Raw genomic sequence first — 16000 nt, forward strand, 5'->3', positions numbered from 1 at the left:
GTAGCGTAAGTGGCATGGAACTTCACGACTCAGTCATCGTCATCACCGGGGCGTCGTCGGGCATCGGCGCCGCGACCGCCCGGGCCGCGAACCGGGCCGGCGCCCGTCTGGTGCTCGCGGCCCGTCGCGAGGACCGCGTGCGCGACCTCGCGGCGCAGCTCGGCCGGGCCGTCGCCGTGCGCTGCGACGTCACCGATCAGACCCAGGTGGACGCGCTGGTGGGGGCCGCGCTGGAGGAGTACGGACGCATCGACGTCCTCGTCAACAACGCCGGGCAGGGCCTCCAGGCGACGACCGAGGAGATCGGACTGGACGACTTCCGGGCGCTGCTGGAGCTCAACCTCGTCGCCCCGCTCGCGCTCACGCAGGCCGTGCTGCCCACCATGCGCCGCCAGCGGACGGGCAGCATCGTCAACGTCAGCTCCGGCACGACCTTCGCCGACGTGCCCGGCACGGGCGCCTACGTCGCGTCCAAGATCGCCCTCGAGCGGCTCTCCGCCATCGCCCGCAACGAGCTCGAGGGCACCGGGATCACGGTGTCGACGATGATCCCGTTCGCCACGAGCACGGAGTTCCTCAGCTCGATCCGAGCCGGGCGCGAGGCCGCCGAGGAGATGACGGCCGGCGCGGTCTTCGACAGCCCCGAGCAGGTCGCCGACGCGATCGTCGAGCTCATCCGGAGCGGTGCGCCGCGCGCGGACCTCGTCCCCGCGGCGTACGGCGGCACCCGCTGACCCCACCGTCCGTGCCATGCTGCGCGCCTCACCGAGCCAACTGAAGGACGTGCCCCATGGGTCTCTTCAAGATCAGCAGAACTCCGCAGGCGCAGGCGGAGCGCGACGTCAGGATCGAGGGACGGACCGGCCATCAGAGCCTCCAGGAGCTCCGGGACCAGCTGCGCGCCGTCGGGGACCTCGGCCTCGACCTGGACGAGGCGCTGCGCAGCCCGGCCGTCCGCCAGAAGGTGGACATCACGACGCTGATCAAGGCCCTGACCGTGGCGACGGCCACCGCCGAGCAGGCCCTCGCGGAGGTCATCGCCCTCCGGGAGGAGCTGGCGGGCTCCTGACTGCCCCGTGACATGCTGCCGCGCATGCCCCAGGTGACCGCAGAAGCGTGGGTCGGGGTGGCGCCCGAGGTGGCGTTCGCCGTCTCCCAGACGACGGGCGAGGTCCGGTTGAGCTGGGACCCGTTCATCCGCCACCAGCACCTGATCGACGCCGACCGGCCCGGCAAGGACGTCCGGACCCTCACCAAGGCCCGGGTCGGGCCGACGATGATCAGCCGCTACGTCTCCTACCGGCCGCCCACCTCGGTGGGCATGACGATGGAGAAGGGGCCGTGGTTCTTCGCGACCTTCGGCGGCGGCTGGCGCTTCACCCCCGAGGAGCGGGACGGCGTCGCCGGGACCCGAGCCGTGTGGAAGTACACCTGGTCGGCCCGCCCGAGCTGGCTGGCGCCGGTCGCCAACCCGATCGGCCGGTGGCTGCTCGGCCGCGAGATCCGCGCCCGCATCTCGGCGTTCGCCCGGGCCTGCGCCAACCCCGACGTGCTCGAGGCCGTCTGAGGCCGGGTCACAGGCCGAGCGTCACCGGCGTGCTCGGTACGTCGCCGGCGACCAACGCCGCGAGCGGCGCGGCGAGGTCGCGGGGCGAGAACAGGTCCGGGCCGCCGTAGCCCGCGATGTCGGCGAGTCGCCACCACCGCAGCTCGCTGATGAGCTCATCGGCGAGCTGCTCGTCGGAGAAGGCGCCGCGGGGCTCGAAGCGGGGGGTGCGGACCAGGAAGTAGTCGTTGACCAGCCCGTCGTACTCGCCCTCAAGGCCGGGCATGGCCAGCTCCTGGTGCCAGACGTGCGGTGGGTCGGCCTCGACGACGAGCCCCGTCTCCTCGTGCAGCTCGCGGCGCAGCGCCTCGAGCGGCTGCTCGCCAGGCTCGACGCCGCCGCCGACCGCCGCCCAGACGCCCGTCGCGCCGGCCGGCACGGCCGGGTGCGGCGGACGGAAGCGGCACAGCAGGACGCAGTCGTCGTCCAGGACGACCGCCCGCACGGTGCGTCGCAGCCGTGGGCTCGCGGGAGTACGTGTCACGGCGCCTGGTCCTGGTCCGAGTCGTAGGTCGCCTGGTGCTCCTCGATCTCCGGGTTGTGGTCGACGGCCCACTCGGCGAGCGCCACGGCCGGCGCGATCAGCGTGCGCCCGGTCCCGGTCAGCGCGTACTCGACGCGCGGCGGGACCTCGGCGTAGACCGTGCGCGACACAAGCCCGTCGCGCTCGAGGTTGCGCACGGTGCGGGTCAGCATCCGCTGGGAGATGCCGGGGATCCGCCGTTGCAGCTCGGAGAAGCGCAGCGCCGGACCGTCCAGCGTGGCCACGACCAGCAGGGTCCACTTGTCGCCGATCCGGTCGAGGATGCCGCGGATCGCGCGGCCGCCGTCGCCGCGGATCAAGCAGGTCTTCTCGTACTTCGACACGGACGTCCCTGTCCCTCACGCACACCGGTGTGCCTTTTGTAGGCCTCCTGGAAGTCGCCCAGGATGACCCTAGTTGCCGACGACGACCAAGGAGCCACCATGGAGACCGCGTACTGGATCACCGCCGGTCTGCTCGCCACGTTCTACGCCTACGGCGGCGCCGTGAAGGTCGTGCGCAGCCAGGAGCAGCTGCAGCCGATGATGGCCTGGGCCGGCACCGACGTACCGATGCCGGTGGTCCGGGTCATCGGCGTCGTCGAGCTCCTCGGCGCCCTCGGCCTGGTGCTCCCGCCGGCCCTCGACATCGCCGTGGGGCTGGCGATCGCAGCTGCCGTCGGGCTCGCGGTGCTGCAGGTGCTCGCGTGGCGCGTCCACTGGCGGCGGGGCGAGCGGCGGGACTCGATCATGAACGTCGTCCTGGTCGTCCTCGCTGCCGTCGCGGCCTGGCTCGCGACGGCGTTCTGAGGCCGCTCACTCCCCGAGCATGCAGCCGTAGATCCACTCGTCGCCCTCCTCGAGGTCGCTCGGGGGAGTCGGGTCACCGCCGGCGCACTCCTCGTCCGGGCCCAGGACCTTGTCGCTTGCCGGCATCACCGCGCAACCCTCGCCGCCCTCGACGAGCCAACCGGAGGCGACCCGGTCGACGAAGAAGACCCCGTCCTCGCCCGCGAGCCGGACGTCGACCTCCGACGACCGCCCTGTCCGGCGGACGTCCCCGACCTCGACCTCGTCGCCGGCCGCGTCGCGGACCGCCGCCCGCGGCGACGGGTGTCCCTCGTCCTCGACCAGGTCCAGGTTGCGGTGCCACACCGGGTACTCCGGGCACTCGTAGGCGGTGGGCGCCGCGGTCGGTGTCGAGTCCCCGGTGGACTGGCAGGCGCTCAGCACCGTGACGAAGGCCAGGACCAGCACGAGTCTCACGGGCGTGATCCTCTCAGGCGGGACGAGACCGCGCGACGAAATCCTCCAGCTGCGCCAGCGACGAGCTGAGCCCGACCTGGTGGTCCTCCGCGCCGATGCCGGACGGTACGTCGTCCGCGCGGATCGTCACGCGCGTCCCGCCGCCCTCCGCGGAGACCTCCCAGGTCATCGTCATCGTGCCCGCGAACGCCGGGTCGTCGGACACGAAGTCCACCGCCTGCACGACTCGGACGTCGGGGACCACCTCCACGAACCGGACCTCGACGACGTCGGAGCCCGCCGTCGTCTTGCCGGCGCCGGCCGACTCCTCGGGGTAGGTCAGGACGAGCCGGTAGGAGCCCCCGGCCCGCGCGTCGAAGTGCTCGAACCGCCCGGTCATCCCGTTGGGCGGCAGCCACTGCTCCAGCGCCGCCTCGTCCACGAGCGCGGCGAACACCCGGGGGACGTCCGCGTCGACCACCCGGGACGCCTCGTCTGTCCGTGACATGCCTGCAGGATGCCAAAGTCTCGGGCCCCGGGTGGCCAGGACCGACCGCCGTACGATCGACGGATGCTCCGCCTCTCGGTCGCCGTCCTCACCGCCCTCGCCACGGTCGGCCTGGTTCCGACGGCGTCGACCGCCGCGACGTACGTCGTGGGGCACAGCCGCGTCGCCCGGGCCGCCACCCAGACGGTGGGCAACGGCTCGCCCTCCAGCTGCACGTCCGCCGCAGTGGTGCGCGCCGTCGCCCGCGGCGGCCTGGTCCGCTTCGACTGCGGTCCGCGGCCGGTGACCATCAAGATGCGCCGTACCGCCAAGGTCGTCAACACGTCCCCCTCCGTCGTCATCGACGGCGGCGGCCGCGTGACCCTGAGCGGGATGGGCCGGCGCCGGATCCTCTACCAGAACACCTGCGACCCGCAGCAGACCTGGACGACCTCCCACTGCGACGACCAGGCCACCCCGCGCCTCACCCTCCGCAACCTCACGCTCGCACGCGGCAGCTCCACCGGCCAGCGCTACGACGGCGGTGGCGGCGGCGCCGTCTTCGTCCGCGGCGGCCAGCTCAAGATCGTGGGCTCGACCTTCCTCGGCAACCGCTGCGACCGCCGCGGCCCCGACCTGGGCGGAGGAGCCGTCCGCGTGCTCGACCAGTACCGCGACCGCCCCGTGCAGGTCGTCGGCAGCACCTTCAAGAACGGGCGCTGCAGCAACGGCGCCGCCCTCAGCAGCATCGGCGTCTCCTGGCGGATCCAGGACAGCACCTTCCTCGCCAACCGCGCCCTCGGCCGCGGCGCCAACCCCGCCCGCCCCGGCACCCCCGGCGGCGGCAGCGGCGGCGCCATCTACCTCGACGGCAACCGGTTCACCCTGTCGCTCATCCGCACGACGATGCGCGGCAACGTGGCTCGCGAGGGCGGCGGCGCCGTCTTCTTCGTCAGCAACGACCGCACCGGCACCATGCTGGTCCGCCGCTCGCGCCTCATCCGCAACCCCAGTCGCGGCTTCGAGACCCAGGGCCTGCCCGGCATCTTCTTCCTGGGCGCGCGCCGCCCGAGGATCGTGAAGTCCGTGCTGCGCTGAGCGGAGTCGCCCGCTCGACCGCACCGCAGTCATCCCTCCTCGGCGCCCCAGCGTCCGAGCGCTTCGATCGCGTCGCGCAAGGCCAGTCCACGGTCGGTCAGCGCGTAGGCCCGGGTGTTGTGCCGCAGGGGCAGACGAGTCAGCACTCCGGCCGCCTCGAGCTCACGCAGGCGGGTCGCAAGCATGTTCGTCGGCACTCCGAGGTCGCGCTGCAGGTCGCCGTAGCGCTGCGGACCGTCGAGCAGTCGCTCGACGATGAGCAGTGCCCACCGGGGTCCGAGGATGTCGAGGGCCGCAGCGAGGTCGCTCACGCGGTCGGGTCGGCGTCCGGCTTCATCCAGAACGGCGAGTAGTGGTAACCGTCGAGGTCGTCGAACTGGCGCTGGTACATGAAGGGGTAGTCGTCGGTGTCGCCGATGCGCCCGCCGGCGTGCCCGGCACGTTCGACGAGCTCGTCCACCGCCTCCCGGCTGCCGAGGTCGAACGAGACCGTGACCTTCGAGGGCGTCTCGGGTCCACCGACGAGCTCCTCGACCCCGCCGACGCCGGCGTACATCTCGCGGCTGCCGAGCATGACGTACTGCTCGGGCGCGATGGCGAAGCAGGACACGTTGTGGTCGGACATCTCGGCGTTGAGGGTCCAGCCGAGCGCGGTGTAGAACGCGGTGGCGCGCTCGACACTCTCGACAGGGCAGGTGATGAAGAGGCTCATGCGTTGATACTTGCAAAATGCAAGTGGGATGTCCAGAGAGGCCGTCCCGACAGGTCAGCTGCTGGAAGATCCGCCGTCGCCGACGCCTCCGTGGCCGCCGCCTTCGGACACGCTCACAGCGCCGACGCCGCTCCAGCCCGCAGTGTGGCCGGCGCGACGACGTACGTCGGGGTTGCCCGGCACCAGGACGGCGTCGAGGAAGGCGGCCAGGACGACCACTGCCACGAGCCAGGTGAACGCGGTTGCGACGACCGCCATCCGGCCACCGTGGTTCAGCACGATCGTCGACATCGCGACGACCAGCGCCACCACCGCGACCCCGGCGAAGGTGAGCCAGGCGGTGCGGGAGTGCGGGGCGAGGCGACGGGTGAGGGTGCGCATGCGGTCAGTGTGCGCCGGTTCGGGCGTGGCCGCCAGAGGTCCGCGTGGCTACGTCGCCCGCCACTCGCGCCGGAGCAGGCCGAAGACCCACGAGTCGGACAGGTCACCGTCGACGACGCAGTCCTCGCGGAGCGTGCCCTCGTGCACGAAGCCGAGCTTCTCGAGGACGCGGGCGGAGGCGAGGTTGCGGGTGTCGGTCTCGGCCTGGACGCGGTTGAGGCCGAGGGTGTCGAAGGCCCACTGGAGGACGGCCCGCGCGGCCTCGGTCGCGTAGCCGTGGCCCCAGGCGGCCTCGGCGAGGACGTAGCCGAGGGAGGCCTTGTGGTGCGTCGCGTCCCAGTGGGTCAGGCCGATCCAGCCGAGGAACGCGCCGTCCGACGCGTGCTCGAGGACGAGCCGGGCGCCGGTGCCCTCCGCTTCCACCTGCCGGCACGAGGCGAGGAAGCGCTCGAGGCGGCTCCGATCGGTCCACGGCGGTGAGTCCCAGTAGCGCAGCACGTGGGCGTTGCTGTGCAGGGCGTAGAGCGCGTCCGCGTCGGCGTCGACGAACGGCCGCAGGCGTAGCCGCGCCGTCTGCAGGTGGGGCGTGGGCAGGGGCATGCGGTCATGGTGAGCCGCGGCTGCCATGGGCGGCAACCGGAATGATCGCGGCCCTGCCGGGCACCGGCGGGGCATGGACGAGCGCGAGCACCCCACGACCGAGCAGCCGCTGAACGCCGAGCCGCGCAAGAAGCTGCCCTCGCTGCTGGCGCTCCTCGCGGTGCTGGTCACGATCGCGCTGGTGTTCGCGGTCATCACGTTCCTGCAGCAGCGCACCTAGCCGCCCGATCGTCTGCGAGGACGCGCCGGGTCGTCTAGGTTGACCCGATGATGAAGCGCTCTCGGGTCCTCGCCCTCGTCCTTTCCACCGTAGGTTCGGCCGTGCTGAGCACGACGGCCGTCGCGCCCACGACCTCCGCGTCCGCCGCTGCGTCGGCCCCGGCCGCGGCGCAACGCCCGGCGTACCGATGCGGGATGGACGTGTTCGGTCACACCGCGAGCGGTCGGATCAAGTTCCGTCGGGTGGAGAACGCGCGGGTCGAGGTCTCCAAGACGTCACGTGGCACGGTCGACTGGCGACCGATCTCGTGGGCGCTGGTCAGCCTCAACCGCTGGCCGGGCACCGAGACGACGAACCAGCTCGTCGCGGCCACGGACGGCAAGGTGCGACTCGTCGAGACCGAGTGGCACACCGGCAGCGCCCTGGACGTACGGGTGAGCAAGATCGTCGGCCGGGGCTACCCGAGCCGACGCGTGAGCGTCACCGACGGCCACATCTACTGGGTCGCGGCAGACGGCTCACTGCATCGCAAGACCTGGAACGGTGCGCGGTTCGTCCGGCCCATGAAGCTGCCGGTGTCCCTCAGCACCGCCACCGCGATGACGGCCCTGGAGACGGACTTCGGGAGGCTCGTCTACTACACCGACAGGGCGGGCGCGCTCCACGTCGTCGCCGATGACGGCCCCAACTCCACCGACACCGTGCTCCGGTCGTCGGGCTACGGCAAGATCACCGGTCTGCGCGTGGGCTCCTGCATATCCCGCGACTACAGCGGGCAGCGCTACGACCTCGGCCTGCTGTCCGTCAACCGCAAGCGCGGCGTCGCCCGCTTCCAGCGCGCCCTCCGAGCGGCCGCGGCCGAGCCGGGACGCGTGACGAAGGCGGTGCGGGTGCGTCCGTCGGACTGGACCTGGCGCCGGCTCGGGTAGGTCGGCTCCTACCAGGGCAGGGTGCCGTTCTCGTCCTGGAGCGTGCCGGTCGGGCCGTCGGCGCCGAGCGTCGCCAGGCGTACGACGGTCCGGGTGCTCTCGGCCACCGGGCGACCGATGCCCCACGCGGCGGTCATGTCGGTGGCGGTGGCCCCCGGCTCGACCGCGTTGAAGCGGATCGCCGGCTCGGCCTTCGCGTACTGCACGGTCAGCATCGTGGCCGCCGCCTTGGTCGCGGCGTACAGCGCGAGGGGCAGGCCGAACTCCGGGCGCTCGGGGTTGGTCACGGCCCAGAAGGAGCCCATGCTGCTGGACACGTTGACGACGTTCGGGCTCTCGGACCTGCGCAGCAGCGGGAGTGCGGCCTCGGTGACCCGCACGATGCCGACGGCGTTGGTGTCGAAGCTGCGCAGCGCCGTCGGGCCGTCCAGGGCACTGGCGTCGAGGATGCCGGCGTTGTTGACGAGGACGTCGAGGCCGCCCTCGTCCTCCTCGATGGTCGCCAGCGCGGTCCTCACCGAGTCGTCGTCGGTCACGTCGAGCTGCACGAACCGCGCGCCGAGCTCGCCGGCGGCCCTCTCGCCGCGCTCGGCGGAGCGCGCGCCGACGTAGACGGTGTGGCCCAGCTCCACGAGCTCGCGGGCGGTCTCGTAGCCGATGCCCTTGTTGGCGCCGGTGATCAGTGTGACGGTCATGGTCTCTCCTCGAAATGTTTCGCCCTCCTGGGCTGTTAGAGACGCTATGCACGCCGACACCGCCCAGACAGAGCCCTCCTCAGCCTGGGGTGTGGCAGGACCCCCGCTGCCGGCGTCGACGAGGAACCCGCTCGGCGAGTACCTCCGCGCCCGTCGCCAGCTGGTCACCCCGCAGCAGGCCGGCATCCCCACCATGGGCGTGCGCCGGGTGCCGGGGCTGCGGCGCGAGGAGGTCGCGATGCTGGCCGGCATCAGCGCCGACTACTACCTCCGCCTCGAACGCGGCCGCGACCGCAACCCGTCGGGGCAGGTGCTGGAGGCGCTCGCGCGCGTGCTGCGCCTCGACGCCGAGCACGTCGCCCACCTGCGCAGCCTGGTCTCGCAGGCCCCTCGCCCCCGCGTACGGCGGACAGGTGACGAGGAGCCGCCGCTCGGCGCCCTCAAGCTGCTGGAGTCCCTCGCGCAGCCGGCGTTCATCGAGGGCCGCTACTTCGACATCGTCGCCTCCAACGGCCTCGCCCGGGCGCTGTCGCCGCGACTCGCGCCGGGCGGCAACCAGCTGCGCGACCTGTTCCTCCAGCCGGCCGAGCAGGCGCTGCACCCCGACTGGAAGAACGTCTCGGAGTGCTTCGTCGCCAACCTGCGCCAGGCCGTCGGCAACGACCTCGACGACCCTCGCTACCTCGAGCTCACCGCCGAGCTGTCCGCGCACAGCGGGCACTTCCGCGAGCTCTGGGCCCGCTACGAGGTGCGCAGCCAGCGCGGCACCCCCATCCGCTTCGACCACCCGAAGGTCGGCCCGCTCACCCTCAACCGCGAGCGCCTGGCCATCGGCGGGACCGAGGACCTGATGCTCGTCGTCTACCACGCCGACGCCGGCTCCGCCGACGCCTACAAGCTCGCCTTCCTCGGGTCCGCGGACCTGCCGACGAGGACACCCGTCGCCGCCGCTGGTTGAGGTGCGAGCGAAGCGAGCCTCGCCACCACCCCACCCGGTGGTTGAGGTGCGGGCCAAGCGAGCCTCGAAACCACCCCAGAGGGGCGGCTCAGCGCTTCGATAGGCCAGGAAGTGTCCACAGTCGAGCGCTCGCGCACGCCTGCTCCACAGACGACGTACGTCTGCTCCTCAACAGTCGGCGATCCGGCCTAGCGTCGAGGACATGTTCGAGACGTCCATGGCCGCCCTCCACGAGGCGAAGGCTGCCCTCGCGGAGGCACCGAGCGACCTCTCGGACGCCCAGCTGGTCGACCTGATCCGCGAGGCGGAGGAGCTGAAGTGCAGCGCCGCGGCCGCGCAGGCCGCCGCCGCCGTCCGCCTCGACGAGTCGCAGCGCGCGGCCCAGGTCGAGGCCGGGGTGCGCCCGGCGCGGGTCGGGGAGGGCATCGCCGAGCAGGTCGGCCTGGCCCGCCGTGAGTCGGCGGCCAAGGGCGCCCGGCTGCTCGGCCTCGCCAAGGTCCTCGAGCACGAGATGCCGCACACGCGGGCCCTGATGCGCGACGGGCGGCTCAACGAGTGGCGCGCCACCATTCTCGTCCGCGAGACCGCCTGCCTCTCGCTCGCCGACCGCCGCACCGTCGACGAGCGCCTGTGCGCCGGGGGAGAGGCTGCGACGATGAGCGACCTCGCCCTGACCCGCGCGGCCAAGAAGCTCGCCTGCGAGCTCGACCCCGCGTCCGTCGCCGAGCGCGCCCGCCGGGCCGAGTCCGAGCGCCACGTCTCGATCCGTCCCGCGCCCGACACGATGTGCTGGGTCACCGCGCTGCTCCCCGTGAAGCAGGCGGTCAACATCTACGCCGTGCTCCTGGCCATGGCGGCGACCGCCCGTGCCCAGGGCGACGAGCGCTCCAAGGGCCAGGTCATGGCCGACACCCTCGTCGAGCGCGTCACCGGCCGCCCGGCCGAGGAGGCGCCTCGGGTCGAGATCAAGCTCGTGATGACCGATGCGTCCCTCTTCGGCCAAACCGACGACGCCGCCCACGTCGAGGGCTACGGCCCGGTCCCCGCCCCCTGGGCCCGCGCGTTCGTGGTCGGCGCCATGTGCGCCACCCGCGCCTGGATCCGTCGCCTCTACGTCGCTCCGACGACCGGCCAGCTGGTCGCCATGGACTCCCGCGCCCGCTGCGCCCCCGCCGGCCTCGCCGACTTCGTCGCCACCCGCGACCAGGGCATCTGCCGCATCCCCTGGTGCGGCGCCCCGATCCGCCAGACCGACCACGTGACGGCCTGGGCCGACGGCGGCAAGACGACCGGAGCCAACACCCAGGGCCTCTGCGAGCGCCACAATCTCGCCAAGGAGGCCCTCGGCTGGTCCGCGATCGCCATCCTCGATCCGGACGGCACGCACACCGTGGAGACCACCACACCCACGGGTCACCGACATCGGTCCCGGGCGCCCGCGCCACCAGGCGCTGATCGCGTCTCGACCTCATCCGGACCGCCCGGCTTAGAGCTCACGGCTTGAGCCAACGTGCAGCTGCCGCGCGCACTCTGGCAGGAGCGCGGGTCTAGCGCGGTGGAAAGGCGCTTTGCCTGCGCGCGGATCGCAGCATGGGAGTGCGTCTCAGGCGAACGGGACGGTGTCCTCGTTGATGGAGTCCACGATCCACACCTTGCGCCCCAGCACTTGCTGGAGAACCTGCTCCAGCGTCCGGATATCGCGTAGAGCGAGCAGGTCGCTTTGTGAAAGCACGAAAATCCGCTCGTCCTCAGAAGTGATCGGGAGTGTGCGCAGGTCCCCGTCATAACCGGCTAGCGAGAAGGCCCCGCGCACCGCCGTGACCACTCCTACCGAGAACATGGCGGCAGGCTACTCGGCGCGACCGTTCATCGGCACGACCGATCGTTTCGCGGCAGATCCGGACGTTCGGTGCCATCATGCCGCTATGGACCGGGACGCCCTCATCAAGTCCTTACAGCGCCCCGACCCGGCGTCCCAGGAATGCTTGTCAGCGGTCGCACAAGGCGCCGAGTTCGAGGTGTTCGAGGGGACAGTGGCGGTCGCCGAGTTGATCACGATCTTCCAGCGCAGACGGGATCACGTTGACGCGATCGGGCTGGACCACGGAGGGTTCGGCCAAGCACTCGCCGAACTGGAAACCCACGAGGCCGGGGGCGCCCGCCTCGGACAGGTGACCGACGGGATCGCGCACCGGCACTACCAACTGTTCCTCCCGGCTGACCACGATGGCGTGCCTGTGGGTGAGAAGCGACTCGCACGGGTAGCGAACGGAACGCGGCGTGAGAGAACAGACGGATCGCGGCTTGAGCGGGCGTCCTAAGCGAACTCCGCACCCGGTCCGTAGACGTGGTCACGGACGACAGGGTCGCGGACGAGGATGTGGTCGACGAGCGCCCAGAAGTCACCGATGAGCGGATGACCTATCGCTTCCTCACGAGACAACTTCCGTCCGAAGAACGGACTGTGAGTGAACGCAGTCGCGCCAGTGGTCAGCGACGCTCCGGGATCGGACTGACCAGCGACCTGGCCGACCCGGCATCCGAAGGTGAAATGATCGTCCGCTGCGTCCTCCCATGTCCGGCTGAACACTGCATCGATGAAGACCTCGTGACCGTCGTGGTGGTAGCAGGAGGCTATGTAGACCGCGTGCGCATCGCCATCCCGATGCACGTAGCCCTGAACTCGTTGAAACGGCTGCGAGCAGCGAGCGCAGGTGTGCTCGGTGACCGTCGGGTCCGCCTCGATCACAAGCGCAGAGTCAGACACGAGGGAACCGTATCCCGTCGCTACGTGGGTGACCCCTCATCGGCAGATCAGTGCGTCCGGTTCGCGGTGGAATGACCTAGCTCAGCTCGCGTCGTCTTGCCTGCAGCTCGCGCCCCAGCCGCTCGATGGTCTCTTCAAGCGCTCTGATTCGAGCGGCGGGATGCGCCAGTGCTGTCGTGCTCGTGTGGTTATCAGCCAGAGCCAGCACAAGCTGCTCGAGACGATCTAGCCGTTCATCGATTGTCATATGGACACAGAAACAGACGCCACCGACAGTTCGGTTCGATCAGCGGCGGGAGCGGCGAGCAGGCGGCGGAAGCACGCACGTCCGGGCACATCAGCGCCTGACCAACGCTGGTCGCAACTGCTGGCGCCCGGATAATGCCGTAGTCACGCAGGCTCCGTAACCTCCAATATCTGCGCAACACCATCGAACAGCTCGTCGAAGGTGTACACCTGCACGTCGCGGAGACTCCTGCGGAAGAGATCGAATGAGGTTCGTTCTGCCACTGTGAAATTTTCTCGAGACAAGTCGCCAATAACGACGAAACACATTGGTGGGGAGTCGGCCGTGAGGCGGTCCACAGGTTCCGCACGGGCATTGAGTAGGTCGAGATTCTGCATGAGGGACCTACGGCTCTCGAGAACCTGAACGCATCCGCCGACGAGTTCCTCACTAGGAAGCACTACATTCCCTCGGTACCTCTTGCCAAGCAGACCAGCCGATGCGGTCTTGATCTCGATGCAAGCGAGGCTGGTCGCATGGACAGCTAGGAAGTCGAGTTCGTTGCCGCCGCGGTTGTCGACACGCTTGCCTCCGACATAGCTCTTACCTCCAAGCCGAAAGGCGCGACCTTGCAGCATCATGGCGAAGCAGGCAGGCGTTGCCATCAGCAGCTGTTGCCAGTGTTCCTCCGTTTCCTGACCGTCGCGCGCATTCCAGGTGTCCAGAGCGTCTACTAGTGGACCTCGGACGGTTGTCGACACTCGCCTAGGTGCTGGCGTAGCAGCCAACTCAATCCCTTCGCGTACGCGCCGTTCGTGCGTTGCCTTCACCTGCTTAAGCCACTCCGCCGTGTACCTAGTGCTTGCAGCGGTCACGTGGTTGTGAGCTGGGCACAAGACGATCAGGTTGGACTCGCTTGCTACCTGGTCCGGCGAGAGGGCACCAGCGTCCCGACGGCTAACAATGTGGGACAGTGTGAGTAGGGGCATGCCTTGGTCTTCCTGCACCAGCTCACAACCGGGAAAACTGCACCGGTTGCCGGCGAGTGCCATCAAGCGAAGGCGCGTTGCGCGCGCGATGCTGCGGCGCTGGGGCGCTCCGTCAAGCGCAGAGTTTGACCACTCATCAGGCATCCGCCCACGCTAGCGTCCTATCGCTGCGCATCGGTCGTCAAACAACCGTCGTTCGACGCCAGCTCACCGTCGCCCAAACAGCTTGAGCGTCGCCCCAGCGGCGGCTCGGATGCCCCAGGGCCCGACTGAACGCCTGAGAGGCACGGAGGGGCCAAGGCGGTGGGATGACGCACTCTACATAAAGGCAGGGACGGGACGGGTACTACCGTCCGCAACGGTTGATGACGAGGACGATGATCTTCGGATTGCGTTCGACTTCGACGGCGTTCTCGCGGACGACGCCTCCGAGCAGGTGATGCAGGAGAGCGGGCTGCCTGAGTTTCACAGCCACGAGAGTGCCAATGCGGTCTCGGCACACAACCCAGGTCCCCTGCAGCCGTTTCTCATCCAGGTGGCGCAGATCCAAGCGCGCGAACGCAAGCGTCAACTCTCCGAGCCGGGCTACCGGGTCAGGTTGCACATTGCGCTGGTCACGGCGCGCAATGCCCCGTCGCACAAGCGAGCGGTGCAGACTCTCAAGTCCTGGGGTGTCATGGTCAATGACGCGTTTTTCCTTGGTGGAATCGACAAGAACGCCATCATCAGCGTGCTGCGTCCCCATATTTTCTTCGACGACCAGCGCGGTCACCTTGACTCCACGTCCGTTTCGGCACCGTCCGTGTACGTCCCATTTGGGGCCTTGAACGAACTGACCGAGACGTGGGTGCCCCGCGAAGGCTAAGGCGGGTGCCGCTGCGAAAAAGAGCAAGCGGCAACCGGCGTCGGTGCCGTGATAATTCATGCCGGCGGAATGACGTCAAGATCGCTGGGCCTTCGTAGCGCCGCCCAATCACCCTTCGGAAGTCAGGAAGCGTCCACGGTCGTATCGCCCGCTGATGGCAGCTGAGGATGCGTCCCTAGCGTGTTAGACGCTCTTCTGCAGCCGTCGCGCGGTGATCACTCAAGGAGTCTTGCTTGCGACAGCCTTCGCTAGTTCACGGATCTCCCTTAACAACGAAGCGGTGTCCGTAGCGGACAGGTGCGAGGAATCCATAAATTTGCCACCTCCTCCGCCCTGCCCGAACGATCTCTCAACGAACGCTTTCTTCGCGTCACGCACTGCGTCTTCATCGTCGATGTCGGCAAAGAACGGCCCAATGGCGCGGAGTTCGAGCTCCATCCGCTTGTTGGAGCTGGAGCGTGACAGGAACACTCCGCCGAGGCGAAAGGCGACCGCTGACGCGGCAACGATCGTGAGGGTCACGCCGAGCTTCAGCCCGGTGTATTGCCAAGTGATGTCTTCGTCCGCACTGACCTTGCTGACGGTGCGCACGATGAGCCATACACCCAGCGCGAGGGTCAGAAATCCCAGTATGTTTGCGCCGACTCCCCAGCGCCACTGCTGGTCAGAATACTCCTTGTACTTGCCAGCGAGGATGTCCGCAGATGCCAAGCCGGCGACCTTCTCCGTTCCCTCGCGAAGTGCGTCGATCTCCTTGTACCTCGCGTCCGCTTGTTGCACTGCCTCTTGGATCGCGTTGAGGTCCTTGATGGCCAGATGCTTGAGAGCCAAGCCCTGCTCTTGGACGAACTCGTTGAACTTCTCCTCGCGCTCGGTCTGTTTGGTCGTGAAAGCTTCGTTGTTGTTGGTGAGCGCAACGTCGAGGCGGGCCTCGTCGGCAGTGATCTTGGTGCTCAGGTTCGCGATCTCGACTCGAAGGGCGGCGACCGCCGCCTCGTGGGTTGCCTGCTGATCTCTGAGGTTGTCTTGAAGCGCGACGTTTGAATCACGAATGTTCGAGAGTGCCTCTTCCGCAGCATCGCGGTACTCCGTAAAGATCTTGTTGGCCTGTGCGGCGGCACCGCCCTTAAGTGGCGCCACCGGCCAGGCACCGAGTAGTTGAAGTACTTGATCCGCGTACGTTTGGGCATTTGTCAGGTGCCCAACGTTGTCGTTGGCGATGAAGTTGGAGAGCTCGTTCGTTATGTTGGGCAGGTTGCCATTGACCGCACTTAGAGCAGTAGCGGAGTACGGCGCCGCATCGGCCGGGTCTGCATGCGACTTGATGAGCGAAACAAAATATCGCAGATCAACAAGCGCAGGTTCCGACCCGGCGGTCGCCTTTTGCTCGGCTTGCTGGAGAAGGTCGTTCAATTGATGAACTGAGGCCCAGATGGGATGGGCTTCGAACGATGACTTCTGCATGCGTTTGCTCCTACGGCGGTGGGCGGCTCCAACCGGAAGGTATCGCCTCCCGCCGACGGACGCTCTCGGATCGCCGCAGAGCCGCGACTCCGTGGCGCCGGACATTTTTTGGAACCCATGGACGTGCGTCACTGTGGGCGGAATGTCCCGAGCTCGCGCGGAGCCATCCGGCGAGACGTAAGCGCACGCGGGGTCGAACCGGGTCGCACGTGGCGCCAGACATCATCTTGGAGGGA

24 protein-coding genes are annotated in these 16000 nt (G+C 69.1%); 9 read left to right on the top strand and 15 right to left on the bottom strand.

What is annotated here, in order from left to right:
- The first annotated feature begins 14 nt into the window (after positions 1–14).
- The 3 genes from E4622_RS02430 to E4622_RS02440 are packed head-to-tail and all read left to right on the top strand — an operon-like array spanning position 15 to position 1567.
- On the top strand, positions 15–734 hold the full coding sequence (locus E4622_RS02430; RefSeq protein ID WP_134738490.1) for an SDR family NAD(P)-dependent oxidoreductase: 720 nt from the start codon (positions 15–17) through the stop codon (positions 732–734).
- 56 nt (positions 735–790) lie between these two features.
- Complete coding sequence (locus E4622_RS02435) at positions 791–1069, top strand: hypothetical protein (RefSeq protein ID WP_134738491.1); 279 nt, start codon at positions 791–793, stop codon at positions 1067–1069.
- 24 nt (positions 1070–1093) lie between these two features.
- Positions 1094–1567, top strand: coding sequence for an SRPBCC family protein (locus E4622_RS02440; protein ID WP_134738492.1), 474 nt, complete (start codon positions 1094–1096; stop codon positions 1565–1567).
- 7 nt (positions 1568–1574) lie between these two features.
- Here E4622_RS02440 and E4622_RS02445 read toward each other — a convergent pair whose 3' ends face one another.
- Together E4622_RS02445 and E4622_RS02450 are read right to left on the bottom strand one after the other, a co-directional pair.
- Positions 1575–2090: an NUDIX domain-containing protein gene (locus E4622_RS02445; RefSeq protein ID WP_134738493.1), complete on the bottom strand. Its 516-nt coding sequence runs from the start codon at positions 2088–2090 to the stop codon at positions 1575–1577.
- Positions 2087–2473 carry a helix-turn-helix domain-containing protein gene (locus tag E4622_RS02450; RefSeq protein WP_134738494.1) on the bottom strand — a complete coding sequence of 129 codons (387 nt, stop codon included), beginning with the start codon at positions 2471–2473 and terminating at the stop codon, positions 2087–2089. Before E4622_RS02450 ends, E4622_RS02445 begins: the two co-directional genes overlap by 4 nt.
- A 99-nt stretch (positions 2474–2572) precedes the next feature.
- On the opposite strand from E4622_RS02450, the gene E4622_RS02455 reads away from it, so the two are divergent.
- Entirely contained in the window at positions 2573–2938 is a 366-nt protein-coding gene (locus E4622_RS02455; protein ID WP_134738495.1) for a DoxX family protein, read from the top strand.
- Positions 2939–2944: 6 nt separating this feature from the next.
- Here E4622_RS02455 and E4622_RS02460 read toward each other — a convergent pair whose 3' ends face one another.
- The gene (locus E4622_RS02460; RefSeq protein WP_134738496.1) at positions 2945–3394 is read right to left on the bottom strand and encodes a hypothetical protein; all 450 of its coding nucleotides are present in this window, start codon (positions 3392–3394) and stop codon (positions 2945–2947) included.
- Between the two features lie 13 nt (positions 3395–3407).
- Positions 3408–3881: an SRPBCC domain-containing protein gene (locus tag E4622_RS02465; RefSeq protein WP_134738497.1), complete on the bottom strand. Its 474-nt coding sequence runs from the start codon at positions 3879–3881 to the stop codon at positions 3408–3410.
- A gap of 63 nt (positions 3882–3944) precedes the next feature.
- Between E4622_RS02465 and E4622_RS02475 the strand changes: the two genes are divergently transcribed.
- Entirely contained in the window at positions 3945–4958 is a 1014-nt protein-coding gene (locus tag E4622_RS02475) for a hypothetical protein (protein ID WP_167735951.1), read from the top strand.
- A gap of 29 nt (positions 4959–4987) precedes the next feature.
- Here the strand turns inward: E4622_RS02475 and E4622_RS02480 are convergent, their stop codons facing one another.
- Genes E4622_RS02480 through E4622_RS02495 form a run of 4 tightly spaced genes read right to left on the bottom strand, consistent with a single transcriptional unit; the run spans position 4988 to position 6651 of the window.
- Positions 4988–5269: a helix-turn-helix domain-containing protein gene (locus tag E4622_RS02480; RefSeq protein WP_134738500.1), complete on the bottom strand. Its 282-nt coding sequence runs from the start codon at positions 5267–5269 to the stop codon at positions 4988–4990.
- Positions 5266–5670, bottom strand: a complete 405-nt coding sequence (locus E4622_RS02485; RefSeq protein ID WP_134738501.1) for a VOC family protein — start codon at positions 5668–5670, stop codon at positions 5266–5268. Before E4622_RS02485 ends, E4622_RS02480 begins: the two co-directional genes overlap by 4 nt.
- Positions 5671–5724: 54 nt before the next feature.
- Positions 5725–6051, bottom strand: coding sequence for a hypothetical protein (locus tag E4622_RS02490; RefSeq protein WP_134738502.1), 327 nt, complete (start codon positions 6049–6051; stop codon positions 5725–5727).
- A 48-nt stretch (positions 6052–6099) separates the two neighbouring features.
- A complete protein-coding gene (locus E4622_RS02495) occupies positions 6100–6651 on the bottom strand; it encodes a GNAT family protein (protein ID WP_134738503.1) in 552 nt (183 codons plus the stop codon).
- 73 nt (positions 6652–6724) lie between these two features.
- Here E4622_RS02495 and E4622_RS22610 point away from each other — a divergent pair, with 73 nt between their 5' ends.
- Positions 6725–6871 (top strand): hypothetical protein, encoded by a 147-nt coding sequence (locus E4622_RS22610; RefSeq protein WP_167735952.1) that lies wholly within the window; start codon positions 6725–6727, stop codon positions 6869–6871.
- 101 nt (positions 6872–6972) lie between these two features.
- Positions 6973–7800: a hypothetical protein gene (locus tag E4622_RS02500; protein WP_167735953.1), complete on the top strand. Its 828-nt coding sequence runs from the start codon at positions 6973–6975 to the stop codon at positions 7798–7800.
- An 8-nt stretch (positions 7801–7808) separates the two neighbouring features.
- Here E4622_RS02500 and E4622_RS02505 read toward each other — a convergent pair whose 3' ends face one another.
- Complete coding sequence (locus E4622_RS02505; protein WP_134738505.1) at positions 7809–8495, bottom strand: SDR family NAD(P)-dependent oxidoreductase; 687 nt, start codon at positions 8493–8495, stop codon at positions 7809–7811.
- Between the two features lie 91 nt (positions 8496–8586).
- On the opposite strand from E4622_RS02505, the gene E4622_RS02510 reads away from it, so the two are divergent.
- Together E4622_RS02510 and E4622_RS02515 are read left to right on the top strand one after the other, a co-directional pair.
- Positions 8587–9453, top strand: a complete 867-nt coding sequence (locus E4622_RS02510) for a helix-turn-helix transcriptional regulator (protein WP_245155846.1) — start codon at positions 8587–8589, stop codon at positions 9451–9453.
- Positions 9454–9655: 202 nt separating this feature from the next.
- Positions 9656–10957: an HNH endonuclease signature motif containing protein gene (locus tag E4622_RS02515; protein ID WP_209021754.1), complete on the top strand. Its 1302-nt coding sequence runs from the start codon at positions 9656–9658 to the stop codon at positions 10955–10957.
- A gap of 99 nt (positions 10958–11056) precedes the next feature.
- Here the strand turns inward: E4622_RS02515 and E4622_RS02520 are convergent, their stop codons facing one another.
- The 6 genes from E4622_RS02520 to E4622_RS02545 form a co-directional block, all read right to left on the bottom strand.
- Positions 11057–11293: a hypothetical protein gene (locus tag E4622_RS02520; RefSeq protein WP_134738507.1), complete on the bottom strand. Its 237-nt coding sequence runs from the start codon at positions 11291–11293 to the stop codon at positions 11057–11059.
- 148 nt (positions 11294–11441) lie between these two features.
- Entirely contained in the window at positions 11442–11678 is a 237-nt protein-coding gene (locus tag E4622_RS02525) for a hypothetical protein (RefSeq protein WP_134738508.1), read from the bottom strand.
- 92 nt (positions 11679–11770) lie between these two features.
- On the bottom strand, positions 11771–12220 hold the full coding sequence (locus E4622_RS02530; protein WP_134738509.1) for a hypothetical protein: 450 nt from the start codon (positions 12218–12220) through the stop codon (positions 11771–11773).
- 390 nt (positions 12221–12610) lie between these two features.
- Positions 12611–13579, bottom strand: a complete 969-nt coding sequence (locus E4622_RS23295) for a Shedu anti-phage system protein SduA domain-containing protein (protein ID WP_134738510.1) — start codon at positions 13577–13579, stop codon at positions 12611–12613.
- A gap of 202 nt (positions 13580–13781) precedes the next feature.
- Positions 13782–14207 carry a hypothetical protein gene (locus tag E4622_RS23095; RefSeq protein ID WP_245155847.1) on the bottom strand — a complete coding sequence of 142 codons (426 nt, stop codon included), beginning with the start codon at positions 14205–14207 and terminating at the stop codon, positions 13782–13784.
- A gap of 312 nt (positions 14208–14519) precedes the next feature.
- Positions 14520–15764: a hypothetical protein gene (locus E4622_RS02545; protein ID WP_134738512.1), complete on the bottom strand. Its 1245-nt coding sequence runs from the start codon at positions 15762–15764 to the stop codon at positions 14520–14522.
- Between the last annotated feature and the right edge of the window lie 236 nt (positions 15765–16000).

Origin of the sequence: Nocardioides sp. 503 (assembly GCF_004522095.1) — a bacterium.
In the GTDB taxonomy this organism is placed as follows: Bacteria; Actinomycetota; Actinomycetes; order Propionibacteriales; family Nocardioidaceae; genus Nocardioides.

Bases quoted from the DNA above. Each gene is read 5' to 3' on its own strand.
- E4622_RS02430 (WP_134738490.1), top strand. From the start codon at position 15: ATGGAACTTCACGACTCAGTCATCGTCATCACCGGGGCGTCGTCGGGC.
- E4622_RS02435 (WP_134738491.1), top strand. From the start codon at position 791: ATGGGTCTCTTCAAGATCAGCAGAACTCCGCAGGCGCAGGCGGAGCGC.
- E4622_RS02440 (WP_134738492.1), top strand. From the start codon at position 1,094: ATGCCCCAGGTGACCGCAGAAGCGTGGGTCGGGGTGGCGCCCGAGGTG.
- E4622_RS02455 (WP_134738495.1), top strand. From the start codon at position 2,573: ATGGAGACCGCGTACTGGATCACCGCCGGTCTGCTCGCCACGTTCTAC.
- E4622_RS02465 (WP_134738497.1), bottom strand. From the start codon at position 3,881: ATGTCACGGACAGACGAGGCGTCCCGGGTGGTCGACGCGGACGTCCCC.
- E4622_RS02475 (WP_167735951.1), top strand. From the start codon at position 3,945: ATGCTCCGCCTCTCGGTCGCCGTCCTCACCGCCCTCGCCACGGTCGGC.
- E4622_RS02485 (WP_134738501.1), bottom strand. From the start codon at position 5,670: ATGAGCCTCTTCATCACCTGCCCTGTCGAGAGTGTCGAGCGCGCCACC.
- E4622_RS02490 (WP_134738502.1), bottom strand. From the start codon at position 6,051: ATGCGCACCCTCACCCGTCGCCTCGCCCCGCACTCCCGCACCGCCTGG.
- E4622_RS02495 (WP_134738503.1), bottom strand. From the start codon at position 6,651: ATGCCCCTGCCCACGCCCCACCTGCAGACGGCGCGGCTACGCCTGCGG.
- E4622_RS22610 (WP_167735952.1), top strand. From the start codon at position 6,725: ATGGACGAGCGCGAGCACCCCACGACCGAGCAGCCGCTGAACGCCGAG.
- E4622_RS02505 (WP_134738505.1), bottom strand. From the start codon at position 8,495: ATGACCGTCACACTGATCACCGGCGCCAACAAGGGCATCGGCTACGAG.
- E4622_RS02515 (WP_209021754.1), top strand. From the start codon at position 9,656: ATGTTCGAGACGTCCATGGCCGCCCTCCACGAGGCGAAGGCTGCCCTC.
- E4622_RS02520 (WP_134738507.1), bottom strand. From the start codon at position 11,293: ATGTTCTCGGTAGGAGTGGTCACGGCGGTGCGCGGGGCCTTCTCGCTA.
- E4622_RS23295 (WP_134738510.1), bottom strand. From the start codon at position 13,579: ATGCCTGATGAGTGGTCAAACTCTGCGCTTGACGGAGCGCCCCAGCGC.
- E4622_RS02545 (WP_134738512.1), bottom strand. From the start codon at position 15,764: ATGCAGAAGTCATCGTTCGAAGCCCATCCCATCTGGGCCTCAGTTCAT.